The 25,368-nt window shown below is 69.3% G+C and carries 21 protein-coding genes, 2 pseudogenes and 1 CRISPR repeat array (1 of these 24 only partly in view); of the genes and pseudogenes, 8 read left to right on the top strand and 15 right to left on the bottom strand.

Features of this window, described 5'->3' with window-relative positions; genetic code table 11:
• A CRISPR array of direct repeats spans positions 1-1,736; the repeat unit is 28 nt; unit sequence GTCCTCCCCACCGACGTGGGGGTGTTCC; it reaches 435 nt to the left of the window's first position.
• A gap of 33 nt (positions 1,737-1,769) precedes the next feature.
• Positions 1,770-2,537, top strand: coding sequence for a hypothetical protein (locus P3T35_RS09330; protein WP_101383838.1), 768 nt, complete (start codon positions 1,770-1,772; stop codon positions 2,535-2,537).
• Positions 2,538-2,643: 106 nt separating this feature from the next.
• On the opposite strand, the gene P3T35_RS09325 is transcribed toward P3T35_RS09330, so the two are convergent.
• Together P3T35_RS09325 and P3T35_RS09320 are read right to left on the bottom strand one after the other, a co-directional pair.
• Positions 2,644-4,050 (bottom strand): hypothetical protein, encoded by a 1,407-nt coding sequence (locus P3T35_RS09325; RefSeq protein ID WP_143676995.1) that lies wholly within the window; start codon positions 4,048-4,050, stop codon positions 2,644-2,646.
• A 443-nt stretch (positions 4,051-4,493) separates the two neighbouring features.
• Positions 4,494-4,887, bottom strand: a pseudogene (locus P3T35_RS09320) (aminotransferase class I/II-fold pyridoxal phosphate-dependent enzyme); the annotation flags it as partial.
• 87 nt (positions 4,888-4,974) lie between these two features.
• On the opposite strand from P3T35_RS09320, the gene P3T35_RS09315 reads away from it, so the two are divergent.
• The 3 genes from P3T35_RS09315 (at position 4,975) to P3T35_RS09305 (ending at position 7,571) form a co-directional block, all read left to right on the top strand.
• Positions 4,975-5,556 (top strand): hypothetical protein, encoded by a 582-nt coding sequence (locus P3T35_RS09315; protein WP_280704963.1) that lies wholly within the window; start codon positions 4,975-4,977, stop codon positions 5,554-5,556.
• 139 nt (positions 5,557-5,695) lie between these two features.
• A complete protein-coding gene (locus P3T35_RS09310; RefSeq protein WP_101383835.1) occupies positions 5,696-6,403 on the top strand; it encodes an HNH endonuclease signature motif containing protein in 708 nt (235 codons plus the stop codon).
• 112 nt (positions 6,404-6,515) lie between these two features.
• On the top strand, positions 6,516-7,571 hold the full coding sequence (locus tag P3T35_RS09305; RefSeq protein ID WP_101383834.1) for a DUF4365 domain-containing protein: 1,056 nt from the start codon (positions 6,516-6,518) through the stop codon (positions 7,569-7,571).
• A 377-nt stretch (positions 7,572-7,948) separates the two neighbouring features.
• Here P3T35_RS09305 and P3T35_RS09300 read toward each other — a convergent pair whose 3' ends face one another.
• The 5 genes and pseudogenes from P3T35_RS09300 to P3T35_RS09280 all read right to left on the bottom strand — a co-directional run bounded on the left by P3T35_RS09300 (position 7,949) and on the right by P3T35_RS09280 (position 13,266).
• A complete protein-coding gene (locus P3T35_RS09300; RefSeq protein WP_143676994.1) occupies positions 7,949-9,274 on the bottom strand; it encodes a hypothetical protein in 1,326 nt (441 codons plus the stop codon).
• Between the two features lie 596 nt (positions 9,275-9,870).
• Positions 9,871-10,182 (bottom strand): annotated as a pseudogene (locus P3T35_RS09295) (uracil-DNA glycosylase); the annotation flags it as partial.
• Between the two features lie 422 nt (positions 10,183-10,604).
• On the bottom strand, positions 10,605-11,567 hold the full coding sequence (locus P3T35_RS09290; RefSeq protein WP_101383833.1) for a pirin family protein: 963 nt from the start codon (positions 11,565-11,567) through the stop codon (positions 10,605-10,607).
• A gap of 69 nt (positions 11,568-11,636) precedes the next feature.
• Positions 11,637-12,320: a ribulose-phosphate 3-epimerase gene (gene rpe, locus P3T35_RS09285; RefSeq protein ID WP_101383832.1), complete on the bottom strand. Its 684-nt coding sequence runs from the start codon at positions 12,318-12,320 to the stop codon at positions 11,637-11,639.
• 121 nt (positions 12,321-12,441) lie between these two features.
• Complete coding sequence (locus P3T35_RS09280) at positions 12,442-13,266, bottom strand: class I SAM-dependent methyltransferase (protein ID WP_101383831.1); 825 nt, start codon at positions 13,264-13,266, stop codon at positions 12,442-12,444.
• Positions 13,267-13,346: 80 nt separating this feature from the next.
• On the opposite strand from P3T35_RS09280, the gene P3T35_RS09275 reads away from it, so the two are divergent.
• The gene (locus P3T35_RS09275; protein WP_101383830.1) at positions 13,347-14,201 is read left to right on the top strand and encodes an SDR family NAD(P)-dependent oxidoreductase; all 855 of its coding nucleotides are present in this window, start codon (positions 13,347-13,349) and stop codon (positions 14,199-14,201) included.
• A gap of 129 nt (positions 14,202-14,330) precedes the next feature.
• On the opposite strand, the gene P3T35_RS09270 is transcribed toward P3T35_RS09275, so the two are convergent.
• From P3T35_RS09270 to P3T35_RS09260, 3 genes are all read right to left on the bottom strand, one after another.
• A complete protein-coding gene (locus P3T35_RS09270; RefSeq protein WP_101383829.1) occupies positions 14,331-15,302 on the bottom strand; it encodes an aldo/keto reductase in 972 nt (323 codons plus the stop codon).
• Between the two features lie 126 nt (positions 15,303-15,428).
• A complete protein-coding gene (locus P3T35_RS09265; RefSeq protein ID WP_101383828.1) occupies positions 15,429-16,220 on the bottom strand; it encodes an ABC transporter permease in 792 nt (263 codons plus the stop codon).
• Complete coding sequence (locus tag P3T35_RS09260) at positions 16,220-17,251, bottom strand: ATP-binding cassette domain-containing protein (RefSeq protein ID WP_101383827.1); 1,032 nt, start codon at positions 17,249-17,251, stop codon at positions 16,220-16,222. Before P3T35_RS09260 ends, P3T35_RS09265 begins: the two co-directional genes overlap by 1 nt.
• 129 nt (positions 17,252-17,380) lie before the next feature.
• On the opposite strand from P3T35_RS09260, the gene P3T35_RS09255 reads away from it, so the two are divergent.
• A complete protein-coding gene (locus P3T35_RS09255; protein WP_101383826.1) occupies positions 17,381-18,136 on the top strand; it encodes a TetR/AcrR family transcriptional regulator in 756 nt (251 codons plus the stop codon).
• 136 nt (positions 18,137-18,272) lie between these two features.
• Entirely contained in the window at positions 18,273-18,659 is a 387-nt protein-coding gene (locus P3T35_RS09250) for a RidA family protein (protein WP_101383825.1), read from the top strand.
• 7 nt (positions 18,660-18,666) lie between these two features.
• Here the strand turns inward: P3T35_RS09250 and P3T35_RS09245 are convergent, their stop codons facing one another.
• From P3T35_RS09245 to def, 4 genes are read right to left on the bottom strand one after another with little or no spacing between them, the layout of a single operon-like run.
• Positions 18,667-19,431 (bottom strand): nucleotidyltransferase domain-containing protein, encoded by a 765-nt coding sequence (locus P3T35_RS09245; protein ID WP_280704953.1) that lies wholly within the window; start codon positions 19,429-19,431, stop codon positions 18,667-18,669.
• A gap of 47 nt (positions 19,432-19,478) precedes the next feature.
• Positions 19,479-20,909: a transcription antitermination factor NusB gene (locus P3T35_RS09240; RefSeq protein WP_101383824.1), complete on the bottom strand. Its 1,431-nt coding sequence runs from the start codon at positions 20,907-20,909 to the stop codon at positions 19,479-19,481.
• Positions 20,910-20,961: 52 nt separating this feature from the next.
• Positions 20,962-21,897: a methionyl-tRNA formyltransferase gene (gene fmt, locus P3T35_RS09235; RefSeq protein ID WP_101383823.1), complete on the bottom strand. Its 936-nt coding sequence runs from the start codon at positions 21,895-21,897 to the stop codon at positions 20,962-20,964.
• A 55-nt stretch (positions 21,898-21,952) separates the two neighbouring features.
• Positions 21,953-22,498, bottom strand: coding sequence for a peptide deformylase (gene def / locus P3T35_RS09230; protein ID WP_101383822.1), 546 nt, complete (start codon positions 22,496-22,498; stop codon positions 21,953-21,955).
• A 134-nt stretch (positions 22,499-22,632) separates the two neighbouring features.
• On the opposite strand from def, the gene P3T35_RS09225 reads away from it, so the two are divergent.
• A complete protein-coding gene (locus tag P3T35_RS09225) occupies positions 22,633-23,163 on the top strand; it encodes a hypothetical protein (protein ID WP_101383821.1) in 531 nt (176 codons plus the stop codon).
• Positions 23,164-23,272: 109 nt separating this feature from the next.
• On the opposite strand, the gene P3T35_RS09220 is transcribed toward P3T35_RS09225, so the two are convergent.
• Positions 23,273-25,354, bottom strand: a complete 2,082-nt coding sequence (locus P3T35_RS09220; protein ID WP_101383820.1) for a primosomal protein N' — start codon at positions 25,352-25,354, stop codon at positions 23,273-23,275.
• Between the last annotated feature and the right edge of the window lie 14 nt (positions 25,355-25,368).

Below are 25,368 nucleotides of genomic sequence, written 5' to 3'. Positions count from 1 at the left end.
CACCGACGTGGGGGTGTTCCGGCAGATGGGCCTCGGCCAAGATAACCAAGGTGGTCCTCCCCACCGACGTGGGGGTGTTCCGTCGGGCGACCGCGTGTCGGCCAGCCTCCGAGAGTCCTCCCCACCGACGTGGGGGTGTTCCGGCCGCTGAACGATCGCAGCGAGCAACACGTCAGTCCTCCCCACCGACGTGGGGGTGTTCCGCACCCGCCCCGCGACTGCCCCTGCCTCTTGGGTCCTCCCCACCGACGTGGGGGTGTTCCGGAGTACCGCAGGATCACTTCTCTTCTCTGGGGGTCCTCCCCACCGACGTGGGGGTGTTCCTCCACGTGGTCCGAGCCGGAGCCGTAGCACAGGGTCCTCCCCACCGACGTGGGGGTGTTCCTTCGAGATCGCTCGGTTTCTCTTCCATAGCCGAGTCCTCCCCACCGACGTGGGGGTGTTCCGTTCCCGGTGCCGGCCGCGATCGCCGAGTAGGAGTCCTCCCCACCGACGTGGGGGTGTTCCGCAGCCGCCCGCGGCGCTGGCCGCAGCAGTGGGGTCCTCCCCACCGACGTGGGGGTGTTCCGCTGGAGCAGCCAGGCGTCGCTACCGACCGCCTGTCCTCCCCACCGACGTGGGGGTGTTCCGTGTTCGGCGAGCCGGCCCGCACCTTCCACCGTGTCCTCCCCACCGACGTGGGGGTGTTCCGATGCCGCTGGTCCGGGGATTCGAGAGCAGCGCGTCCTCCCCACCGACGTGGGGGTGTTCCGACGGCCTGGAGCATCAGGGTGTTCACGAAGACGTCCTCCCCACCGACGTGGGGGTGTTCCTCCTCGGCCCGCGCGACGCCCTGCTTCAGCGCCGTCCTCCCCACCGACGTGGGGGTGTTCCGAGGTGTCATCGGCGTCCGAGGGGCTTGCCACGGTCCTCCCCACCGACGTGGGGGTGTTCCACTCAAGTGCATGAGGTGTGACCGAAGACGATCGTCCTCCCCACCGACGTGGGGGTGTGCCGAAGCGCAAGCGCGAGTGCGAGGACGACGACTAGTCCTCCCCACCGACGTGGGGGTGTTCCGCTGATCGAGTGGTACGGCCCGACGATCGCCTAGTCCTCCCCACCGACGTGGGGGTGTTCCGCCGAACACGAGCAGCTGGCCACCAGCTACCAGGTCCTCCCCACCGACGTGGGGGTGTTCCGGTCTTGGCCGCCCACAGGCGGACCATGCCGAGCACCGGAGTCCTCCCCACCGACGTGGGGGTGTTCCGGCGGCGCCCGAGGGCTGGGGTGACCAGCTGGCGTCCTCCCCACCGACGTGGGGGTGTTCCGAGTGGGGACCTGCGGCGCTGTGGCGGCCCGAGGTCCTCCCCACCGACGTGGGGGTGTTCCGGCGGTGTGCACCGGGGTGGGCACCTCGGTGTGGTCCTCCCCACCGACGTGGGGGTGTTCCGGTAGACCCGCAGGCTCTGTACGCCCTTAACGGGTCCTCCCCACCGACGTGGGGGTGTTCCGGTTCGCGGCGCTGATGACCGGTCTGGATGAGGGTCCTCCCCACCGACGTAGGGGTGTTCCCGTCGGGGTATGCGTGAGTACCCCGGCAGCGTCGTCCTCCCCACCGACGTGGGGGTGTTCCGTCCATGGACGTCATCCACGGCACCCCTGGTCTGTCCTCCCCACCGACGTGGGGGTGTTCCAGTTCGTCGAGTACGCGGCCGGGCTCCCGACAGGGTCCTCCCCACCGACGTGGGGGTGTTCCTCACGCAACACCCCTGCTCACGGTTGTAAGTTGCATGGCCTCCGCGATCTTCCTCGCCCAGGGCACGATGCTGCTGTTGACGGTTCCCGCGTGGTGGAGCACCGCGTTGGAGTGGTTGAGGGATCGAGTGCCCGCGTGGGCCTACATCGCCTTCGTCCTCGCGGTGGGCCTCAGCATCGTCGTGGCAGGAGCTGAAGGAGAGAGCTACAACATGGGCACCTTGGCGTTCGGTCTCGCCTTGGCCATGCGCTCCGGGGCCTCGCTGACCGAGCCCAACGTCACCGCCGTCGAGGAGCGCCAACTGCTTTGGCGACTGCGGCGCGCAGCGCTCATCCACGCGGGGTTCATGCCCGTCTTCGCGTTCGGGGTGATGGTCATCGTGGCGTCCATCGAGCACTCGGGTGGCCAGCGCGTGCCGTTTGCCTGGCCGGCCGGAGTGATCGTCGCTACTACGGCCTTCATCTTCAAGGTGCACCAGCGAGTCAGGAAGGTCTGCACCCTCATCGCAGACCGGGTGGCTCAGACTCAAACGGCCCTTGCCGTCCTTGAAACACCCGCCTCCGTGGCCAGCGCCCGTAAGGTCATCAAGGATCTGGACGCCGCCCTGCGGACCCCCGTCCAGACCGGTTACCACCTCTGGGGGACACCCGTCGTCTCCCAAGTCGGTCGTGAGCAACTCATCGACTGGCTGAACAAGCGCGTCTCCGATCAACAGCCAGTGCTCGACAGCAACGATGCCGAGTATCAGAGCCTCGTCACTATCGCTGACGTCTGTCGCCGCTGGACCGACATCGCAGCCTGAAGTGTATATAGCGGCCCGAGACTTGGCGCACGAATAACGGTCCGGCCATCTCCGTGACACCTACACCGTGCGGTCACTCATAGATTCGAGGCGTCACTGTAGTCCGCTATACGGTGACTCGATGCACATAGTTTTGCGAGGCCTGGATAATTTCCGCTTCTTCCGAGAATCCAATTAGCTCAAGCGCTGTTACCATCTCAGCCTGTGCAAACTGGTGAATAACCCCAGAGAGAATGTGACGCAGGTCCGTATTGCGGCCGACTTCACGGAAGTACTCGATCGCCCCCACGGCGTAAACCGGTCCGGTGCGGAGCACAGCTCCAAGGAGGTCTTCAGCCGCCTGCTTTCGTCCAGCTGCACGGAAGACGTCAACAAGGGTGCAGATATCTGTCGGCGAGCGCCAAGCAGCCGACTCAATCAAGCATCGGGAATCATGCTGCCGATATTCATCTCTCAGGATCGCCAGCAAGGCGGCAACTTCTTCCGACGGTTTTCTTGAGGCTTCCCAGAGAAGCGAGTCAGCAATCTTTCCGTTACCAATCTCGCGAAGCTCCCGTACCAGCGGCAAGAGAAGATCAATGGGCTTCATCAGGATGATCCGGCGCACAAAGTCAGAAGCACCACCAGGGCCCATCTTGTAGAGAAGGTCGATAACTTCTGCCAGCCCTACCGTGGACCGAAGGCAACAGCCGACACTGGCCATAAGGAGGAGAGCAGTAGCATCCCGAGATTTAAGGCGCCGCATAAGGAGGGCTACCTCTTTGGTAGGCATGGACCACCCCGCCATTGCGAAAGTCGCATTCATGCTCCATGATGAGCGCCCCGCATCACCAAAACGGATCGTAGCCTCGATCAGGTCCTGAGACGGGCGCAGGGCGGCAGCGGCGAGGATGAACAGATCCAACGCCATGGGCTGCTCATCAGCACCCTTCCATAGCGACTCGAGAGGTAGCTGTTCGGCTTCCAGTAGTACTTCCGCGCCCTCGTCGTCGCATTCGGCGGCCAGTCTTTGGGCAAGCGCCGCCACTCCTTCTGTCTGGAGGGTTGAAAACCAAGGGTCGTCACCCTGAAGAAGCTCAAGGAAATCCGTGGCGATAGCTTCCAGTCTGCCAAACAATAGCGGCAAGTCGGGGCCATCGATCACCGAACCGACCGCGATGGTAGTACCGCTCGGCTTCCCCGGGCCTTGATCCGTATCGGCTGCCAACCACAGCCGCTGAAAATTCAGCACGGTTTCCCTGACTTCAACGTGCCTGACGGAGCTCTCCGCCAGAATCGTCACCAGGGATTCGAACCTGGGCCAGGCGGGCAACCCGCCTGCGCCCCGCAGGACTTCACTGACAGCTGCGTGGCTGAGAGTTCCAGGAAGATCGTCGCGGCTCCGCAAGGTAGCCGCGATCCACCGCGTCGACGGCTTGCCGGCCGCGCCGTACAGCTCATGCAGGGCAGCCACCAACGTACGCCGCGGCCCAGCAGGAAGTTCACTCTCTCCGGGCATCTGAATGCCAGGCACGTCGCTCCTATCGTGAAGATCGTCCCCGCGGTCCCGCACCGCAGGTTTGGTGTCTGCCGTCGTCAAGAACTGTAAGAAGTTGCTCCATCACTTCTGGGGGCCACCAACGTAGTTACTGCCTCAACCGGAGGCTACTTCAAGGAGGTTCGATGTCGGTCCAGGATTCGTGTGGGCATGTTGAGCGCCGCCCGTTGATGTCGGCCGCGCTCCGCGGCGCATGTGCAGGCTTGGCTCGTGCACTCGGTGAGTGGCTGCTTCGCTGGTGACGGCCTGATCAAATGGGCCACCGTGCTGCATCGGGAACGTCCAAGGCAGCGGCCTTGCCAGTGCGGTGCAACGCTGCCTTGCGGCCAGTACATGCGGTCCTGAGCAACGCCCGGCGAGACCGCTCAGAGCGGTCTCGCCGGAGCCAGTCAGAGCTACCAGGCAGCTCGCTGCCTCAATGGGCGACGCACGGTCAGCGGCACCCGCACGGCGTCGGCGCTGCAGGCGGCGTAGGAGTCGCAGAAAGGCTCGAAGGCGATCACCCTGTCGCTGGGCTCCATCAGCGCCAGCGGCAAGGCCACGATCGCCTCGGTGGCGCCGGCGGTGACCAGCACCTCGCCGTCGGGGTCGTACGCCAACCCATAGTGCAGCTGCTGGTGTTCGGATGGCCGCCCGCAACTCGGGGTTCCCAAGCCCCGGCGGGTACTGGTTGCCGTGGCCCTCCAGCACGGCCTGGGCTGCGGCCTCGGCGACGGCGCCCGGCCAATCGGTGTCCGGGAAGCCCTGCCCGAGGTTGATCGACCGGGTGGCCGTAGCCAGGGCGGACATCTCCACGAAGATCGTCGTCCCCATGCCCGTCAGCCGGCGGTTCAACAGCGCCTCGCGCCCGTTGCGGCTCCCATGTCTCGTGGTCAGGCCTCCTCTGATGCCTGAAGAGCGATGGACAAGCTCTGGTGTCCCTCGATCGATCAGCGAGCTCACAGGGCCGCAGTCGTTCAACGACTGGTGGGGCGGAAGAGCTTGGGGGAGGGCGTGGGCCAGTGCACGGCGATGACGAAGGCGGGAAATCGCTGCCGCCTTCCGCAGATGCCCTGGTACGGCGTCGGCCCGCACCCCGGAGTGTGCACCCGGCACGCCACCGCCGAACAGACCGCAGCTTCCACCGCGCTGCTCGACCGGCCCCTCGACATCGCCACCGCTGATCCCTCAGCCCCGTTCCCCGAGGTGTCCATCACGCCCGAGCGCGTCACTTGCGACGCCATGGGCGGCTGGGTGGCCAAGATCCGCGGCACGAACGAGCGGTACGTGTACGCGCGCACGTTCCTCAACCGGAGCGGTCCGCCGCACGGCTGGCAGCTCAACGGCAAGGGCCTGTACGAGTGCCGCGAGATCGGCCCGCGCAGCAAGCTCTCGTGCTTCTTCGTGGTCAAGGGGGTGTTCCGGCGTCGAGTAGAACTGGTGGCGCCGGAGACGGCCGCGCGCCTCGCTCGCCGGATGGGTTCGCAGAGCGCTGACTCCTGACGCTGCCCGAGGAGGCTGTCAGCCCGCAACAGGGCGAGCCTGCGCCCACGTCGCCCTTCGGCCTGGGGAATGGCCAGATTGAGTTGCTGACGCCTGGCCAAGATCCTTGAATGTCAGTCCACTTGAGTAGCATCTCTGCATGCCTGCCAGAAGAACTGCTGTGCCGCGTGAGCTGCAGCGTGCGCTCCTGGTGGAAGCCGGGCATCGCTGCGCGATACCTACTTGTCGGGCGGCGCCCGTGGAGCTGGCCCACATAGTTCCATGGGCAAAGGTACGGATGCACGATTTCAGCAACATGATTGCACTTTGTCCGACCTGTCACGCGCGCTTCGACCGAGGTCAGATCGACCGGCCGGCGATGCGCGACTACAAGGCTGGCCTGCGAAGATCGATGGAGCGGATTCAGCTGCTGGATGCCTATCGAAGCCTTCAGACGGCGATCGACCTTTGGGTCACCTCTGTGACTGCGATCGAGTTGGCCGACGTCGCAGAGGACCCAGATCTACTGCGGTCCGAACTCGTTGCCGCCTGCGGTCTCAACGCTGGGCAAGTTCAGCACGCCTTGACCGGCCTCCGCGAGGTCACTGCAGAGGAGGTTTCGTGGCAAGCAGGGGTCCTCTGCCACTGGGTTAAGTACTGGGCAGACGATGTGGTGGACGGACGTTGGCCGAGCACCCATGCCGGCGCCACACAGCATGACGTCGGTGAGCTCGCTGAGATCGAGCAGGAACTCCACCGCGTTGTCTGCGGCCAGCTCGGGCTGCAGGTCGATGACTTGCCGCAGCGGATTGATCGGAAGGCCAAGGGCTCTCCCCTTTCGCTCGGAGGGACTGGGAAACTCTATTGATCAATCATCACAATATCCGTCAATGCGCGCGCTCCAATAGAAACCCCCACCCCGTGTCAGCCATTGCCCATACTATGAGGCCAGCCGGAGCACTAGCCGTGGGGGAGCCACGATGACCAAGGTACGCACCACAAGGGTGACTGAAAGGGCTGGGGTAAACGAGTTTCGCTCGTTGATGGAGTCTGCCGGTCACATCGTTCAAGAAATCGACGGTGGAAACGACCAGGGTGAGGACTGCTACCTGAGCTTCACCAGGCTCGGAGAGCGGACCGGCGAAATCGTAGCTGTCCAGGTGAAGAGCGGTAAGGCTTACAGGCGCCCTGCCGGGTATGGAATCCCATGCCGTCATCACCTCAGAGACTGGACCCTGAGCCGAATTCCAGTAATCGGCGTGGTCTATGACCCAGAGCTTCGCAAGCTCTTCTGGGTGAATATGACCGAGTACCTCCTGGATCGGGTTGGCCGGGGCGAGACTCCTAAGAGCGTCCCGATTGGTGAGGATGAAATCCTTGACGCGGCCACTGTGGATCATTTTGTAGCCAGCGTGTCACGCTTTATAGAGGTGCGTGATGGGGCAAGGACCGATGTTCCGAGGAGCTTGCGACAGTCAGTCGGAATTGTGCTGCGACGGCTTGGCAGTCACAGGGCGGTTTCCCAGGCACCGATCGGGGGGATTCCGTATGAGCTAGGGGTTGCCTCCGTCGACTTTCACGAACGTCACCCCCGATTCGACAGCCAAGCGGCCAAAGTGTCTTTCGGCGTTGTCCTGCTCTGTGCATTTGCCATGGCTGGTCCAGGTCTATACAAGGCCGCAGCCCGCGAGAGCGATGACTGGCTAAGCAATGGATTGATCTGGCTGGTCGCATTCTATGGGACCGTTTCCTACCTCTACAGGGCGGGCATCACGGACCCCGAAAGGAAACGGGGCCGACTGATCTCGTGGTCGGCCCACCTCCTACTAGCATGCGGCTGGTACGTGGGAGTGGGAGAAGAAATTACGGTATGGCCAGTCAATTCAATATTCTGTGAAGTATTTGTCTGGATGATGCCTGTGATCGCTCAAGCGCTGATCCTCTATCTCGGTGCGTTCTATGCCGAAAAGGAAGCTGCTCGAAGGAGAAGGTTGCGTAAGGCCTACCCAAAGGGCCTTCCAGAGGGTGCTGACTAATTCTGCGCGGGCATCAGTGCCCGTAGGTCGCGCAGATCGGGCCGCTCAATTATCTTTGAGGGATGCGCGCTCGCGCTACGCGCCGCCTGTCCATGGCGGCTCGCATAGTTGACAAACAGAATGCATGTCAGCACCTTCCGCACCTCGGGGGAATCTCAATCCACCACCACGTTGGATGGTGCTCCGGCTACCCGGCTGCCCAGCACGCGCTGAAAGAACTCGTGGTCGAGCTGCCGTCGCACATGGTGCCCGCTGCCCACACTCACCCTCCTTCGGACAATGCCGTTGTCCAGGCTAGCAACAGGTACTGACAGCACATCAGCTTCTCGGGAAGGGATAGCTTCATCTGCGACTCCACCCCTACAGGTGGGGACCGCTCAGCCTTGGCCAGGACGCGGACCAAGCCGCTCGAACGAGCGTAGCCAGACACTAGCGGCCCATTCCTTAGCTGCGACCCCTACCCGGATATACCCCTCAGACGATCCCGGCTCGCTCATCAGTTGATAGAGGTCGTCTGTAACGGCTACTGCCAGTTCACAGCCTTCCTGTGCGCTCATGTCTCTCAGAGGTTCCGTGTTCACGAGGCGGGAAGCGCCTACCACTGCACTACCAAACGCGCCGTGATCGCCGCGCTCGACAGCGCCCTCTACGAGCGCAGCCCTCACTGAGATCGGACGACTGAGCGAAACATTCACATTCTCAAGCTCTTGCCAGATTTGGTTCACCCACGATGAGGCCAGCTCCCTGGATGAAACTGCGCCACTGAAAACGACCAGGAACCCGTCACCGCGACTCTGCAGTTCGAAGTCACTTCCAAGCCGATATTGGATCAAGGATTGGAACACGATGCCTCGCAGCGCCTGCATGGCGGCTACCTGCTCAACTCTCGCCAAAGACGAGAGCATCGACAACTCGACCACCGCTACCACCGCGAGCGCAGGCGGTGCAGGTATGACAGGACCCTGGATAGCCTGAATCAGTCCCTCAAGTTCGCGCCTAGTGTCGGAGCTTGGATCGACTTCAGCTATGCGCTGCTGAAACGAGTGGATATCACCGCGTGAATATTTGGCCCTAATTGCCCCAAGGCGCAGAGCCTGCAGGTCCTTCTGAACGGTCCAAATATCAAGATTACTGGTGAGGCGGAGCACAGAGAGCAGCGAGTCGAGGAAGCTCTGCGGCGGAATGCGATCTCCGCTGACATACTCCCTGGTCACCACATCACTCAATTGAACAATATTCGCAAAGTCATCAATGCCAAGACCGGCATGTTCGCTAATGAGAGTTGTCAGCCTTTCTGCCAGAATCTCTACCTCGCGCACACTGGGCACCACGGGCGCTCGCCTGGGTCGGCTCTCACTTACCTGACGGGAACCACTCTCCGCTGCGGATTCAGCATTTGACGCCGACTGAGCTGCGGCTTGCCACAGGTGATCAAATCGGTTGAGCTCTGCCTCAACGTCCAAGCCACGCGCCCGTTGGCAGAGCAGTCCTACCAGCGCATCGACCGTGTCGCGACGTGGCAAAGTATCCCCGGAAAAGGCGCCGTGGATGCCGCTACGCGAGCGACTCACTGATACCAAGCGAACCATCTCAGTCAGCGACGGCTTGCCGGCCTTGAGGTGCAACTCGTGGAGCGCGTCATTCAGGACCTTGAGCGGCCCAGCGACCAGCGCCGGCCTCTTCAGATGCCCCGGTTTTCCCACCGCTACTTCCCCCGCTGTCCACGACCGTCCAGTCTTGTCCGCTCAGCTTGCCATCTTGTCCAAGGTCGTGGGGAGCTATCCAAAGATGTTGACCCCCGTCCTGGAGCGTTCAACCCCACAGGAGCCAGGGCCATGGTGGTGCTCGACCTGAAGGCGACGGACCACGGAGGTCTCGTCAGATGCACCACGGACTCGCTCTCGTGTACGAGGGTCTCCTCACTCACCTGCCCGCTGAGCTTCTGGGTTCAGCCATCATCGGCTGCATGGCAGCTGCTGCGAAGGCGCTGAAGCGCCGAGGCGGCAAGTAGGCCCCACGTGGTGGCCACACGACCCGGGCCAGCATGTCCAGACTCGATGGAGCCCGCGTCATCTACGCGGGCTCCATCAGTGTCGGAGACGGTCGGACGATGGCTGCGCCAAAAGAACCGCCAGCCCACGTGGAAGGAACTTCGCCACCGCTACTGCGGCGGCGGACGGTGACCCGCCAGTGATCAAAGTGGGCTCATCAACGTGGAGAAGGTGGTGGTTCGCGGACGGGAAGTCCGGGCCCTCTCGACTTGCCAGCGGGCCAGGCCCCGTCTGCTGCTGTCCACGATCTACTGCAAACGCCAGTCCACGGGCTGCGCGCCCTGCTTGCCCAGCAGGTCGTTGGCGCGGCTGAACGGGCGCGAGCCGAAGAAGCCGCGGTCCGCCGACATCGGGCTCGGGTGCGCCGACTCGATCGCCGGCACCTGGCCCAGCAGCGGGCGCAAATTGCGGGCGTCGCGGCCCCACAGGATCGCCACCAGCGGGCCGCCTCGGGCCACGAGGGCGCGGATAGCCTGCTCGGTGACCTCCTCCCACCCCTTACCCCGGTACGCCGCCGGTCTGCCGGGCGCCGTGGTCAGCGCCCGGTTCAGCAACAGCACCCAGCCGTAGACCCCTTTTCAGCGGCATCGAGCGCGTCCCTCCGGGCCACGTCCTGGTTCTGCACCCTGGCCGGGAACCGCGGATCGAGCCCCCTATCGCCACCACCGGCGATGTCCTTCCTTGGAGAGCGCGGCGGCTCAGCCGGCCCTCCAAGCAGGCCGCTCCGGCGTTGACCGTGAATCCCTTAGAGGTCCAGCCCAATAACCTGATGCCCCATCAGGAAAGTCAGCAAAAAGTCAGCATCAGTACGAGCAAACCCTGCTCTACGCGAGTAAACCTGAGAACAATTCAACTTCCGCAGACACCTGGCTCCTGGCTCATCACGGAGTCACACGCACACCGTGCGGCAGCCCTGGATGACAACAGCATCGCCGGTCGGACGCTTGCCTCAGCGCACCCGTCGATGCGGCATTTCCCATGGTCAGCGCGCTCTTCCGCGAGGCTTCAGCGGAGTCGACGGCAGCCCCGGAGCTGGCAGCCGCTCCCCCGCGTACCCGTGCACCTCGCCGAACCTGACCCCCTTCTCCCAGTCCATTCGTGCCTGTACGATCTCCTCACCGGAGCGTGCGACGAAGTTCCACCACATCAGCAGCTGCTCCTCGAACGGCTCGCCGCCGAGCAGCAGCAGGGCGGCGTCGGTGCGGGCCAGGAGCGGGAGTTGGCGGCGGCCGCAGCCGAGGTAGAGGAGGGAGCCGGGCTCCAGGCGGACGCCGTCGACGTCGGCGCTGCCGCTGATCGCGAGGGCGGCGTACTCGAACTCGGGCTCCAGGGGCAGCAGTCGAGGGGTGGCGGACTCGGTGAGGGCCAAGTCGACGCCGACCAGCGGGGTGTAGGTGGTGCCGGGTGAGGCGGCGCCCTCGACGGAGCCGAGGATCACGGTGCCGTGCAGGCCGGCGATGTCGACGGTGGGAAGCTCGGGGTGGTGCTCGAAGGCGGGGGCGGTGTGCCGGTGGGCGTCGGGCAGGGCCACCCACAGCTGGGCGCCGTGCAGCAGGCGCGGGTGCTCGCGCGGCGACTCCTCGGAGTGCGAGATGGCCCGGCCCGAGGTCATCAGGCCGAGCTCACGCGGGCGGATCGTCTGCAGGCTGCCCAGGCTGTCGCGGTGCAGCACCTCGCCGTCGTGCAGCCAGCTGACGGTCTGAAGTCCCAGGTGGGGATGGGGTGGGACCTGCATCCCCGGCTCGTCGGCGATGTCGTCGGGGCCGTAGTGGTCGACGAAGCACCAGGCGCCCACCATTCGGCGGCCCAGGGTGGGCAGCAGGCGGCGCACCTGGGTGCTCTCGCCGAGCTGCACGGTCCGACCGGTCAGCAGATCGCGGGTCGGACCGGCGCTCGCGTCGCCGCCGCACAGGGTGGTCGTGGGCTTGAGATCGAGGTTGCTCACCGTACTACGGTAACCAGCTGACGGCTGATCAGCCGGGATGACGGCAGCGTTGAGGAGCGGGGCGGGGAATCAGTGCGCGCAGGCCCAGGGCGCGGACGCGGTGGCCGTCTCGGCCTGGGCCCGCAGGGCGCGGACGGCCTCGGCCGGGTCGGCGGCACCGTAGACGGCGGAGCCGGCGACGAAGACGTCGGCACCGGCCTCGGCGCACTGCTCGATGGTGCCGGCCGAGACCCCGCCGTCCACCTGGAGCCAGAGGCTGAGGCCGTGCTTGCTGATCAGCTCCCGGGTGCGGCGGATCTTGGGCAGCATGATGTCCAGGAAGGCCTGGCCGCCGAAGCCGGGCTCCACGGTCATGATCAGCAGCATGTCGAGCTCGGGGAGCAGGTCCTCGTAGGGCTCGATCGGGGTGGCGGGCTTGAGCGCCATCGAAGCACGGGCGCCCATGGCGCGGATCTCACGGGCCAGGCGGACGGGTGCGGCGGCGGCCTCGACGTGGAAGGTGACCGAGCCGGCGCCGGCCTCGACGTACTGCGGGGCCCAGCGGTCGGGCTGCTCGATCATCAGGTGGCAGTCCAGCGGGGTGTCGGTGGCGCGGGCCAGCGACTCGACCACCGGGACGCCCAGGGTGAGGTTGGGGACGAAGTGGTTGTCCATCACATCGACGTGCAGCCAGTCGGCACCCCGCACCGCCTCGGCCTCCTGGGCGAGGCGGGCGAAGTCCGCGGACAGGATGCTGGGGCTGATCTGGGCCATGGCGGTTGAACCTCACGATGTCTGCACGGTGTCGGCGGGATCTCGGCGACTGGGCCCGCCGGGTCGGCCGGCCCGGTCCCATCATCTCCCGAACCGGGCCGGCGGCCGCGAACGGGTCCGGTCAGGCCGGCTCAGCGGCCCGTTCCAGCACCACAACGTCATATCGTTCGAGTACTTCTCCCTCACGTTCAGCAGGTCCACCAGCTCCATCGGCTCCATCGGCTCCATCGGCTCCAGCAACGGGCGCCGCCGAGACCGCCGCGTCCAGGCGGGCCAGGCCGGCCGCGAACTCGGCCTCGCTCAGCACGCCGAACTTGGACTCCGCGCGCAGCGCGTACCGGTCGCGCAGCTCGGCCAGGTTGCGGGCGATCGGCTGGGCGAACGAGAACACCCGGGTCACCGCGAACCGGCCGCCGCCGGTGAAGTCGGCGAGCAGCTCGGCCTCGGCGGGGAAGCGCCGGGCGTCGTGGGTGAGCAGTTCGGGCCAGTAGCGGTAGACCGGGGAGTCGAGGCGTTCGCGCACGGTGGTGCGGATCACCACGCGCCCGCCGGGGCGCAGCACTCGGGCCAGCTCGCGAGCGGCGGCGGGCCGGTCGGGCAGGTGGTGCACCACGCGGGAGAGCAGCGCCGCGTCGCAGCTGCCGGCGTCCAGCGGCAGGGCGTCGGCGGTGCCGAGCCGGTAGTGGACCCGGGGGTGGCCGTGGTGCCGGGCGGCCTCGGCGAGCATCGGCTCGCTCGGGTCGACGCCGACGATCTCGGCCTGCGGCACCTGCTCGGCCAGTGCGGCGCAGAAGATTCCGGTGCCGGCGCCGACCTCCAGGATGCGGTCTGCATCGACGAGTTGACTGGTTATCAGGTGGGCCCAGGCGCGCAGTGAGGCGCCCGGCAGGTCGTTGCCGCGCTCATAGGCGGCGGCGAGTCGCGGGTCGGCGTGTGCGATGTCCATGAAAATCCCCACCACGTCCCTTGGCTGTAGCCTTACGATACATACTGACTCGAAACTGTGTGCTTCCGGGAGCTGAAACCGTGTCATCCCCCCGCACCATCCTGATCACCGGCGCCACCGACGGACTGGGCCGCGGCCTGGCTCTGCGCCTGGCCGCGCCGGACACCCTGCTGATCCTGCACGGCCGTTCCGAGCAGCGGGCCGCCGAGGTCGCCCGCCAGGTCCGCGCCAAGGGCGGCGCCGCCGAGATCCGGCTGGCCGACCTCGCCGAGCTGCGCCAGGTCGACCGGCTCGCCGATACCGTGCTGCGCGACTTCGACCGGCTGGACGTCCTGGTCAACAACGCCGGCATCGGTGGCGGCGCACCCGGCGCCGAGCGCCAACTCAGCTCAGATGGCTATGAGTTGCTGTTCGCCGTCAACTACCTGGCGGGCTACCACCTGACCAACCGCCTGCTGGACCGCCTCAGGGCCGCGCCGGCGACGAGGATCCCCTCGGGCGAAAGCCGGGCGGGGATCGTCAACGTCTCGTCAGCCGGACAGGCGCCGATCGACTTCGCCGACCCGCAGCTGACCCGCGACTTCAATGGCGGCACCGCCTACTGCCGCGCCAAACTGGCCCAGATCCTCTTCACCTTCGATCTGGCCGAGCGGCTGGCCGCCGAGGGGTCCGCGGTCAGCGTCAACGCGCTGCACCCGGCCAGCTACATGGCCACCACCATGGTCCGCGAGGCCGGGGTCGAGCCGTGGAGCACGGTCGACGAGGGGGTCGACGCGACCATGCGCCTGGTGACCGGCGAGGCCGGTGCGGTCGGCGGCCGCTACTTCAACGGCACCCAGCCGACCCGCGCCCATGCCCAGGCCTACGACCCCGGGGCCAGGCAGCAGTTGCGGGCGCTCTCGGCGGAGTTGGTCGCCAAAGCGCTCGCTTTCTAGCCTCCCGCAGCACGGCTGACCCGACCCTGGCAACGGCCGGGCCGCCCGCCCGCATCCCGGACCCGCACCCCGGCCGCACCCCCGGCCGCGCCCAGCGGCCGGGCCCAGCGGCCGAGCCCCGCATCCGGCTCACCAGGCGTAGTCCTCCGGCGCCGTCTTGTGGCCGGGGAAGATCTCGTCCAGCCGGTCCAGGGTCTTCTGGTCCAGCGTCAGATCGAGGGCACCCAGCATGCCGTTCAACTGCTCGATGGTGCGCGGGCCGATGATCGGTGCGGTCACGGCCGGGCGGCTGAGCAGCCAGGCGAGCGCGAGGTCGGCGGGCTGGTGGCCGAGCTCCGCGGCGAGGTCCTCGTACGCCTGGATCTTGTGGCGGTGCTTCTCCAACTGCTCCACCGCGCGCTCGCCCTGCCGGCGCTTCCCCTGCTGCTCCTTGCCCAGCATCCCGCCGAGCAGCCCGCCGCCCAGCGGGGACCACGGGATCAGCCCGATGCCGTAGTACTCGGCGGCCGGCGCCACCTCCAGCTCGACCGCGCGGTTCAGCAGGTTGTAGTGCGACTGCTCGCTGACCAGGCCGAGGAAGTTCCGGGCCCGTGCGGCCTCCTGGGCGCGGGCGAGGTGCCAGCCGGCGAAGTTGCTGGAGCCCACGTAGAGGATCTTGCCCTGGGCGACCAGGGTCTCCATCGCCTGCCAGACCTCCTCCCACGGAGTCTGACGGTCGATGTGGTGCATCTGGTAGATGTCGATGTGGTCGGTCTGCAGGCGGCGCAGGCTGGCCTCCACCTCGCGGCGGATGGCCAGGGCCGAGACGCCGCGCTGGTTGGGCCAGTCGCCCGTGGGGCCGTAGAGCTTGGTGGCGAGCACGGTCTTCTCGCGCCGGCCGCCGCCCTGGGCGAACCAGCGACCGATGATCTGCTCGGTGATGCCCTCGCCGCGAACCGCGCCGTAGACGTTGGCGGTGTCGAAGAAGTTGATGCCCAGCCCATGGGCAGCATCCATGATCTGGTGGGCGTCGGCCTCCTCGGTCTGCGGACCGAAGTTCATGGTGCCGAGGCAGAGCCGGGAGACGCTGAGGCCGGTGCGGCCGAGGTAGGTGTATTCCATGATCCAAGCCTCGGGCGCACCGACCGCTTTGTCCAGGGGACTTGCTCGTCGATGAACCGGTCTTTGCCGAACGGGTCCTTCATGGACCGGGCTTTGACGAGCCGGTCCCTGATGGCCTCTCAGTGGTCAGCGGCCGTGCCGGCTGTAGGCCCGGACGGCCAGCGGCGTGCAGACCACCAGCAGCAGCACGGTCCAGCCCAGGCAGGCCACCAGCGGGTGGTGGAGCGGCCAACCGGTGGCCGCACCACCGGGATTGCCGAACTGTTCACGGCAGGCGGCGACCAGCGAGCTGACCGGGTTCCACTCGGCGACCACCCGCAGCCAGCCGGGCATCCCGGCGGTGGGCACGAACGTATTGGTCACCATCGCCACCGGGAAGGTGAGGATGGAGAGTTGACCGGCCACCTCCTCCCGGCCGGCCAGCAAGCCCAGGCAGGTACCCAACCAGGTCATCACGAAGCGGAAGAGCAGCAGCAGGCCGAACCCGGCCAGCGCGTGGTCGATGCCGCGGTGCGCCCGCCAGCCGGTGGCCAGGCCGACGGCGGCGAGCAGCGCCATCACCACCACGCTGACCATGAGGTCGGCGAGCGCGGTGCCGAGCAGCACGCCGCCGCGCGAGACCGGCATCGAGCGGATCCGGTCGGCCGCGCCCCGGTCCAGGTCGCGCGCGGTGCCGACCATGGTGGGCATCAGACCGTTGACGGCGGTCATCGCCAGCAGACCGGGCATCAGGAACTCGCGGTAGTTGCCGCCGGGCACGGTCATCGCGCTGCCGAAGACATAGCCGAAGACCACCACCATCACCACCGGCACGGCGAGCGAGGCGGCGACCAGGCCGGGCGAGTGGCGGTAGTGCAGCAGGATCCGGCGGGCCGAGGTGGCGGCGTCGACGGTGGGGCGCAGGACGAGGCTGCTCATCAGGCCGCCACCTCCGCCGCACGGCTGTGAGCAGCGCCGTCGGTGTCGCCGTCGGCGGCGCCCGCCACGGCACTGTCGGCGCCGGTGAGCGCCAGGAAGACGTCGTCCAGGGTGGGCGTGCGCAGCGCGACGTCACGGGCCGTGACGCCGGCCGCGTCCAACTCCCGCACCACGGTGGGCAGCGAGACCTCGACGCCGGGGCGGGAGATCACCTCGACCAGCAGGCGGTGCGGATCGGCGATCGGCTCGCCTTCGGTCAGCGCAGCCAACACCCGTTGGGCTTCCGGTAGTTCGGCGGCGTTGCCAACGGCCACCTCGACCCGGGCGCCGATCGAGGCCTTGAGCCGCTCTGGTGGTCCGTCGGCGATCGCCCGGCCCTGGCCGATCACCAGTACCTGGTCGGCGAGCCGGTCGGCCTCGTCCAGGTACTGGGTGGTGAGCAGCACGGTGGTGCCGGTCTCGGTCAACTCCCGTACGGCGTCCCAGATCTCGCCGCGACTGCGCGGGTCGAGGCCGGTGGTGGGCTCGTCCAGGAAGAGTACGGGCGGGCGGGTCACCAGGCAGGCGACCAGGTCCAGGCGGCGGCGCAGGCCACCGGAGTAGCCGCGCACCAGCCGGTCGGCGACGTGGGCGAGGTCGAACCGCTCCAGCAGTTCGGCGCTGCGGCGGCGGGCCTCGCGGGCGCCGAGGTGGTGGAACCGGCCGACCAGGTGGAGGTTGTCGCGGCCGGTGAGGCCCTCGTCCACGGCGGCGTGCTGGCCGGCCAGGCCGATGCTGCCGCGGACCCGCTCGGCCTGCCGGACCACGTCGTAGCCGGCCACGGTGGCGCTTCCTTCGTCCGGAGTAGCGAGGGTGGCGAGGATCCGCACCGCGGTGGTCTTGCCCGCGCCGTTGGGTCCGAGCAGGCCGTAGACGGTGCCGGCCGGGATGGCGAGGTCCAGGCCGTCCAGCGCGGTGGTGCTGCCGTACCGCTTGACCAGGCCCTGGGCCCGGACGGCGAGGTCGGCGGCTGCGGCGGGTTCGTGGGTCATGGCTCTGCCCTCTCTCTAAGTACATCGTACGTAGAAGCGCTTGTGCAAGCATCGTACTACGTACGTGGTACGGGGTTAACCCCGCGCATGGCGATCGACTTCGTAAGATGGGGCCCGAGGTGATCGTCCGTGCCGTCCCGCAAGACCCCAGCCGACTCCGCAGAACCAGCGGACTCGGCCCACCCCACCCGCTCCGACGCGGGCCCCGAACTGATCTGGCTGCGCCCCGAGCGGGCCGGCCGCGGGCCGCGCCCCGCGCACAGCCGCGCCTCCATTGCGGCGGCGGCGGTCGCCCTGGCCGACGCCGAGGGACTGGAGGCGGTGACGATGCGTCGGATCGCCGCCGAGCTGGGCGCGGGCACCATGTCTCTCTACAACTACGTGCCCAAGAAGGAGCAGTTGTTCGACCTGATGCTGGATGCGGTGGTCGCCGAGTACCAGCTGCCGGACGCACCGAGCGGCGACTGGCGGGCCGACCTGCGGATGCTGGCCCACCAGCAGATGGACATCCTGCGCCGGCACCGCTGGGTGACCACCGTCATCCGCCAGCGGCCGTCGATCGGACCGAACAGCCTGCGCGTCACCGAGTTCTTCCTCGGCGCGGTGGCCGGGTTCGAGCTGAGCGGCGGCGCCAAGATGGAGGCGCTGGCCATGCTCAACGGGTCGGTCTGCCAGTTCGCCGACTTCGAGCGCGCCACCACGGCCGCCGCCACCAGTCCGCAGCGCTGGCAGCTCGAACTGGCCGGCTACCTCGGCCAGGTGGCAGCCGGTGGCGGCTACCCCAACCTGACGGCCGCACTGGGCTCGGGCGGTCCACCGCCCGACGCCGGCGCCTCGTTCGAGCGCTTCCTCGACCGGCTGCTCACCGTACTGTTCCAGGCCTGACCGTCATGGGCGTGCGCCTTTCGCGCGCCGTTCGTGCGCCTTTCGTGCGGCTGTCGTGCAACTGTTGAACGACTGTTAGGCGCGCAACACCGAGAACGCTGGACCGCGCGCCCGCCCCTCCCCTAGCGTCGTGATCATGACTGAGCGACGCGCAATTCTCAGCGGTTCCACCTTCGAGGAGCAGATCGGCTACGCCCGCGCCGTGGTGGACGGCGACTGGGTGCACGTCTCCGGCACCACCGGGTTCGACTACGCCACCATGACCATATCCCCCGACGTCACCGAGCAGGCGGAGCAGTGCCTGCGCAACATCGGCGCGGCCCTGACCGAGGCCGGCTGCGACTTCCGGGATGTGGTCCGGGTCCGCTACCTGCTGCCCGAGCGCGCCGACTTCGAGCCCTGCTGGCCGGTGCTGCGCGAGGCCTTCGGCGAGGTGAAGCCGGCTGCCACCATGATGGTCTGCGGGCTGGCCGACCCCCGGATGAAGATCGAGATCGAGGTCTACGCCCGCCGTCGCGGCTGATCCGCGGTCAGGAGCGGTGATCGGCCATGACCTGGCCGATCCCGCGCCGCATCACCCGCCGCGTCTCGGCCGCCCGCCGCGACTGCCAGCGCCACCCGGTCGCCACCGGCTGCCCGTGCCGGCGTCGGCGCACATCCGCCAGCAGCTCCGTCGAGACGCCGAACTCCGGTAGTACTTCGAGTGCCTGACTCTTCGTCAGCAACCTGCCGTCCCGCAGGGTGACGCTCGCCCGGGCCAACGTGAAGAGCCCGACGTCCACCCAGTCGTCACGCCGCCAGCGGAGCCAGTACGCGGTGGCGGGGAGCCAGAACTCCGTGAGGTCGGCCCGGATGGACCGGGACAGCTCCGCCTCCCCCACCGGGGGCAGCAACTCCCCCGGTGCCGGGCCGAGATAGCAGCGGCCGCCGAGTTCCAGCTCGCGCCGGGTCACCGGTGTCACCGGCCGCTCCAACAACTCCCGGTGCGCCCAGGTGAGATGCTTCAGCGCCGGGTCGGCCAGCCGGTCCGGCAGCAGATAGGAGCAGTGCAGCTTCTCGGCCAGCGGTGACTCCCGCTCCAACTGCCGGTGCAGCTCGACCAGTCGGGCCCGCTCGGCGGCGTCCGGCGCCCGCTCCAGCACCGCGAGCAGGTCCAGGTCGCTGCGCCCGGGCTGGTAGTCGCCGAGCGCCAGCGACCCGTGCGCCCACAGCGCCGTCAACGGCAGCGCCGCGCCCAGCAGTTCGGCGAACCGGCGGACCAGCCGATCCGTCGCGGCATCCGATCGACTGTCCACGAAAGAACCCCCTCCCGGCTCACCTTACGGGAGGGGGTGAGGCTGCGTCAGGAGGTTCGTCGCAACAGCGCCAGATACATGGCGTCGGTGCCGTGCAGATGCGGCCAGAGCTGAACGTCCGGCCCGTCGCCGAGGCTTGGCACGCCCGGCAGCAGCGGGCGGGCGTCCACCCACTCGACGTCGCCCCGGTCCCGCAGCACGTCGTCCACCACGCTGCGGGTCTCCGCCAGGTGCGGCGAGCAGGTGGCATAGCCGACCACGCCGCCGACCCGCACCGCCGCCAGCGCCGAGCGCAGCAACTCCCGCTGCAGCGGGCCGAATCCGGCGATGTCCTCGGGGCGCCGGCGCCAGCGGGCCTCGGGACGGCGGCGCAGCGCACCCAGCCCGGAGCACGGCACGTCGACCAGCACCCGGTCGAAACTGCCGGGCCGCCAGGCGGGCTTGGTCCCGTCGGCGGTGATCACCTGGTAGGGGCCGGGGTTGCCGTCCAGGGCGCGGGCCACCAGCCGGGCCCGGTGCGGCTGCCGCTCCGAGGCCACCAGGGCGGCGCCGCGCCCGGCGGCCAGCGCGCCGAGCAGCGCGGCCTTGCCGCCGGGGCCGGCGCAGGCGTCCAGCCACAGCCGGTCGCCGCCCTCCACCGGTGCGTTGGCCAGGGCGAGCGCGACCAGCTGGCTGCCCTCATCCTGCACGCCGGCCAGGTTCTGCTGCACGGCCGTCAGCTCGGCCGGGTCCCCGCCCTCGGCCAGGCGCAGCGCGTACGGCGACCAGCGGCCCGCGGAACCGGCCTCCACCTGCTCGGCCAGCTCCTCGACCGCGATCCGCCCCGGCCGCGCCACCAGCGTGACCTCGGGGCGCTCGTTGTCGGCCCGCAGCAGCTCCTCGATCGCGGCCCGCCCGGCGGTGTCCGGCTGCCAGCGACCGAGCGCGTCCCAGAGCGCGGCGACCACCCAGCGCGGGTGCGAGTGGACCACGGCGAGGTGGTCCTCGGCGTCCTCCTCGTACGGCGGGGCGACCTGGGCGATCCAACCGTCCAGGTCCTGTGCGCTGATCCGGCGCAGCACCGCGTTGACGAACTTGGCCCGCCCGTCGCCCAGCACCACCCGGGCCAGCTCGACGGTCGCGGAGACCGCCGCATGGGTCGGGATCCGGGTGGCGAGCAGCTGGTGGGCGCCGAGCGCCAGCACGTCGAGCACCGGCGGGTCGACCTCCCGCAGCGGGCGGTCGATGCACGCGGCGATGATCGCGTCATAGCTGCCCTGCTGGCGCAGCGTCCCGTAGACCAGTTCGGTGGCCAGTGCGGCGTCGCGCCGCTCCATGCCCTGCTTCTCGGCCTCGCGCAGCAGCGGCGGCAGCACCAGGTTGGCGTAGGCGTCGCGCTCGTCGACGGCGCGCAGGGCCTTGAAGGCGGTGATCCGGGCCGGGTCCTTCTTGGGGCGGCGGTGCGGGCGGGCGGGGCGCTTGGCGCTGGGTGTGCTCACGGTGATGCCTTAATGTGCTGCGGCGCTATCGAGGTCAACTGTACGGCGACGATCAGTCCCCGAGCTGCTCACCGCTCTCGATGCGGGCCCCGCGCGCCCAGTCGGCCGCCCGCATCGCCTTCTTGCCCTGCGGCTGCACCTCGCCGAGCTCGATCTCGTGGCTGCCGGTGCCGACCCGGACGCTGTTCTTGCCGACCGCCAGCACGCCGGCGGCCAGCTCGGTCTGGCCGGGGAGCAGCTTGACCGGGCCCGCGACCTTCAGCCGCTCGCCGCGGAAGGTGGTCCAGGCGCCGGGCGCCGGGGCGCAGCCGCGCACCACCCGGTCGATCCGCAGGGCGGGGTGGGACCAGTCGATCCGGGCGTCCTCGACGGTGATCTTCGGGGCCAGGGTGATGCCGTCGACGGGCTGCGGGCGGGCGATCAGGGTGCCGTCCCCGATGCCGTCCATGGTGGCGGCCAGCAGGCCGGCGCCGGACCGGGCGAGCCGGTCGAGGAGCCCGCCGCTGGTGTCGGTGGGCCGGACCTCCTCGGTGATCACGCCGTAGACCGGGCCGGAGTCGAGACCGCGCTCGATCAGGAAGGTCGATGCGCCGGTCACCTGGTCGCCGGCCAGCACGGCGTGCTGCACGGGCGCCGCGCCGCGCCAGGCGGGCAGCAGCGAGAAGTGCAGGTTGACCCAGCCGTGCTTGGGGATGGCGAGGGCCGGCTCGCGCAGCAGTGCGCCGTAGGCGACCACCGGGCAGCAGTCGGGCGCCAGCTCGGTCAGCCGGGCGAGGAACTCCGGGTCGCTGGGCTTCGCCGGCTTGAGCACCTCGATCCCGGCCTCGGCCGCCCGCTGCCCGACGGGGCTGGCCACCAGCTTGCGCCCGCGCCCGGCGGGGGCGTCGGGCCGGGTGACCACCGCGACCACCTCGTGCCGGTCGGAGGCCAGCAGGGCCTCCAGGGCGGGGACGGCGACGTCGGGGGTGCCGGCGAAGACGAGACGCAAGATGACGGCCTTTCAGAGGTGGCAGAAGCAGTAGCAGGGGTGGGTCAGGAAGGGTTCAGCTGATCGGGCCGAAGGTGCTGTGCGGGGATATCCGCACCTCGGGGGCCGGCTGCCCGCCCCAGTCGGCCTCGCGGATGGCGCGCAGCGCCTCCTTGCGGAGCTCCCGGTCGAGGCGGTCGATGAAGATGATCCCGTCCAGGTGGTCGGTCTCGTGCTGGATGCAGCGGGCCAGCAGCTGGGTGCCCTCGATGGCCACCGGGTCGCCGTACTCGTTGAAGCCGCGGGCCACCACGCCGTGGGCGCGCCGGGTGTCGAACCGCAGACCGGGCAGCGAGAGGCAGCCCTCGGGGCCCTCCTGCTCGTCCTCGCTGAGGCTGAGGTCGGGGTTGATCAGATGCCCCGTGACGCCGTCCACGTGATAGGTGAACACCCGTAGCGAGATGCCCAGTTGAGGGGCTGCCAGGCCGGCACCCGGGGCATCGAGCATGGTGTCGGTGAGGTCCTTGACCAGGGTGCGCAGCTCCTTGTCGAAGGTGGTCACCGGCTGCGCCTTGGCGCGCAGCACCGGGTCGCCGAAGATCCGGATCGGCTGGATCGCCACGGGCAGCTCCCTTTCAGACGGCACAGCTTGTCAGTCTAGTTGGTGCGGTACGCGTGACCCCGGGGCATGGTCCCGCGTTGGTCAAGTGAGATTGACCAACAAGGAGAGTCACTCCGGAAGGTGGCCTGAGCACAATGGCCGAGCAGATCAACCACGACACCCGGGCGCGGGCCAGCCTGCACCTGCTGGTGCGTGACATCGAACGCGTCCGCCGCCAGGTGGACGCCCTACGCACCCTCACCGCCCAGCTGGGCAATGTCTACCGCCCGCGCCGCCCCAGCAGCTCCGGCGGCTTCGTGGTCTACGGGCGGGCGCCCGCGCCGACCGTCCGGCTGGCCCAGGAGCTGCGGGAGAGCGTGGAGACGCTGGTCGCGGCGGCGGTGGAGTTCGACCGGGCGCTGGGGTTCTCCTGGGACTCGGTGGGGTCGGCGCTCGGGGTGACCAAGCAGGCGGTGCACCGGCGGTACGGGATGCGGCGCTCGGCCTCCGAGTTGCTGGGCGCGGCCGGTGGCGCGCTGCCGGGTGGCCCGGGCGCGGGGGCGCCGCTGCCCCCCACCAGCGCCCCGCGTGACGACGAGGCGCCGCAGCCGGCACCCGGCGGCCTGGCGCGCACCGTCCCGGCGGCCCGGCAGGGCGGGCTGGACCGGCACGGGGTGCACAGCTGACGAGGCGTCAGTTCCCGTTGGCCTGACGAGAGTTGCGCGGGAAGTCGGCTCACCCGACTTCCCGCGCAGGCGACACCCGCTCGCTAGCCGTCGACTCCCCGCGCAGGCGTCACCCGATGTCCGGCGGATCGATCCGCACCTTGACCGGCTCCGACCCCCGCAGCGCCAGCCGCGCGATCTGCGCCGCCTTCAACGCGGCCGCCAGCACACCGCCCTGCCCGGGGCGCACCCGAAGCAGCGCACGCTCCTGCTCCTCACCCCGCAGCGGCGGCAGCGGCACCGGGCCCAGCACATCGGCCCCCTCCGGCAGCCGGGCCACGCCCAGCAGATCCTCGACCGCGCTCGGCGTGCCGGTGACCGAGGCCATCCGGGAGACCGGCGGGAAACCCAGCTGCGCCCGCTCCGCCAGCTCCGACTCGGCGTGCCCGAGCGGGTCCCAGCGGACCAGCGCCTGCACCGGGCGGGCCGTCGGCTCGGCCACGACCACCACCGTTCCGCCCTCCTCCGCCGACCGCACCAGCGCGGCCGCCGCCAGCCAGAGCCGCATCGCCTCCTCGGCGGCGCGCAGATCGGGGCGGTTCAGCAGCGCCCAGCCGTCCAGCAGCAGGGCGGCCGCGTAGCCGCCCTCGGCCACCGGCTCGGCCCCCGGCGTGGAGATCACCAGCGCCGGCTCCCCCGACACCTCGGCCAGCACCGCCTCCCGCCCCGAGGTCCGCACCGGGATCCCGGGGAACGCCTTGCCCAGCTCCTCCGCCGTCCGCCGCGCCCCCACCACCTGCGCCCGCAGCCGGAAGGACCCGCACTCCACGCAGTGCCAGTCGGCCTCCTCGACCCCGCACCAGGCGCAGCGCAATGCCTGCCCGGCGCTCACGGCCTCCAGCGGTCCGGCGCAGTGCGCACAGCGGGCGGGTTCGCGGCAGCGCTCGCAGGCCAGCCGGGGCACATAGCCGCGCCGGGGCACCTGCACCAGGACCGGGCCGGAGCGCAGCGCCTCGCGGGCGGCCTGCCAGGCCACCGTGGGCAGCCGGGCGGCCTGGGCGGCCGCGTCCCGGGCCTGGTCGGTGTCGGTCACGGTGCGCACCTGGGGGGCGGTGGCGCGCACCACGGCCCGTTCGGCGACCAGCGGGCGGGCCCAGCCGGTGGCCAGCAGCTGGGCGCCCTCGACGGTCGCCGACAGGCCGCCGACCAGCACGGCCGCACCCTCCTCGGCCGCACGGAGCAGCGCCACCTCGCGGACGTGCGGGTGCGGGGCGCGCGGGTCGCTGTGGCTGCTGTCGCCGTCCGACCAGACCACCAGCAGGCCGAGGTCGTGCACGGGCGCGAAGACGGTCGCCCGGGTGCCGATCACGGCGTGCACCGAGCCCCGGCCGACGGCGAGCCAGTTCCGGTAGCGCTCGCGCGGCCCGAGGTCGGCGGTGAGGACGACGTGGCGGTCCGAGTCGCCCAGCAATCGAACCAGCGCCTTGTCGACGCGCGCCACCGCCCGCCCGTCCGGCAGGACGACCAGGGCGCCGCGCCCGCCGGCCAGGGTGCCGGCCACCGCGCGGGCGATCTCCTCGGGCCAGGTCGGCCCGGGCAGCGCCGTCCAGACCGCGCGCGGCGCGTGCCCGCCGGCCAGTGCGGCCAGGAACTCCGGGCCCTGCTGGTAGCGCCGCCAGCTGCCCGGGTCGGGCACCGGGGGCGGCGGCAGCGGCGCCGGTGACGGCTCGGCCTCGGCCTTGGCGTGCCGTGGCGGCACGGCTAGTTGCAGCACGTCGGCCAGGGTGCCGGCGTAGCGGTCGGCGATGGTCCGGCTGAGCCCCAGCAGCGCGGGTGTCAGCACCCGCTCCGGCGACAGCACCTGCGCCAGCGGTGCCAGCACCCCGGGGTAGTCGCTGGCGGGCAGCCTGGCCACGATGAACCCGTCGTGCAGCTCGCCGCCCTCGCGCCGCCCGGCGGAGGTCATGCGGGCCCCGAACCGCACCCGCACCCGCACCCCGGGCTGCGCGGCCTCGGCCATGGCCACCGGGACGGCGTAGTCGTAGTACCGGTCGAGGTGGAGCAGGCCCTTGTCCACCACGACCCGGGCGACCGGCAGCTCCTCGGCCAGATGCGCCCCCCGCCAGGTGCGCGGCTTGGCCCGGCGGACCGTTTCGCGGATCAGCGCCAACTGCTCCGGCTGCCCGTTCTCGGGGGCGTTCTCGCTGCTCATCTCGGTCTCAGTGG

Origin of the sequence: Kitasatospora sp. GP30, assembly GCF_029892145.1 — a bacterium.
GTDB lineage: Bacteria > Actinomycetota > Actinomycetes > Streptomycetales > Streptomycetaceae > Kitasatospora > Kitasatospora acidiphila.
The sequence above is the reverse complement of the archived record's forward strand: the minus strand, read 5'-3'. Positions and strand labels throughout refer to the sequence as shown.

What these genes read in the sequence shown, in the direction of transcription:
- P3T35_RS09330 (WP_101383838.1), top strand. Translation starts at nt 1,770, where the DNA reads ATGGCCTCCGCGATCTTCCTCGCCCAGGGCACGATGCTGCTGTTGACG.
- P3T35_RS09315 (WP_280704963.1), top strand. Translation starts at nt 4,975, where the DNA reads ATGGACAAGCTCTGGTGTCCCTCGATCGATCAGCGAGCTCACAGGGCC.
- P3T35_RS09310 (WP_101383835.1), top strand. Translation starts at nt 5,696, where the DNA reads ATGCCTGCCAGAAGAACTGCTGTGCCGCGTGAGCTGCAGCGTGCGCTC.
- P3T35_RS09305 (WP_101383834.1), top strand. Translation starts at nt 6,516, where the DNA reads ATGACCAAGGTACGCACCACAAGGGTGACTGAAAGGGCTGGGGTAAAC.
- rpe (WP_101383832.1), bottom strand. Translation starts at nt 12,320, where the DNA reads ATGGCCCAGATCAGCCCCAGCATCCTGTCCGCGGACTTCGCCCGCCTC.
- P3T35_RS09280 (WP_101383831.1), bottom strand. Translation starts at nt 13,266, where the DNA reads ATGGACATCGCACACGCCGACCCGCGACTCGCCGCCGCCTATGAGCGC.
- P3T35_RS09270 (WP_101383829.1), bottom strand. Translation starts at nt 15,302, where the DNA reads ATGGAATACACCTACCTCGGCCGCACCGGCCTCAGCGTCTCCCGGCTC.
- P3T35_RS09265 (WP_101383828.1), bottom strand. Translation starts at nt 16,220, where the DNA reads ATGAGCAGCCTCGTCCTGCGCCCCACCGTCGACGCCGCCACCTCGGCC.
- P3T35_RS09260 (WP_101383827.1), bottom strand. Translation starts at nt 17,251, where the DNA reads ATGACCCACGAACCCGCCGCAGCCGCCGACCTCGCCGTCCGGGCCCAG.
- P3T35_RS09250 (WP_101383825.1), top strand. Translation starts at nt 18,273, where the DNA reads ATGACTGAGCGACGCGCAATTCTCAGCGGTTCCACCTTCGAGGAGCAG.
- P3T35_RS09225 (WP_101383821.1), top strand. Translation starts at nt 22,633, where the DNA reads ATGGCCGAGCAGATCAACCACGACACCCGGGCGCGGGCCAGCCTGCAC.
- P3T35_RS09220 (WP_101383820.1), bottom strand. Translation starts at nt 25,354, where the DNA reads ATGAGCAGCGAGAACGCCCCCGAGAACGGGCAGCCGGAGCAGTTGGCG.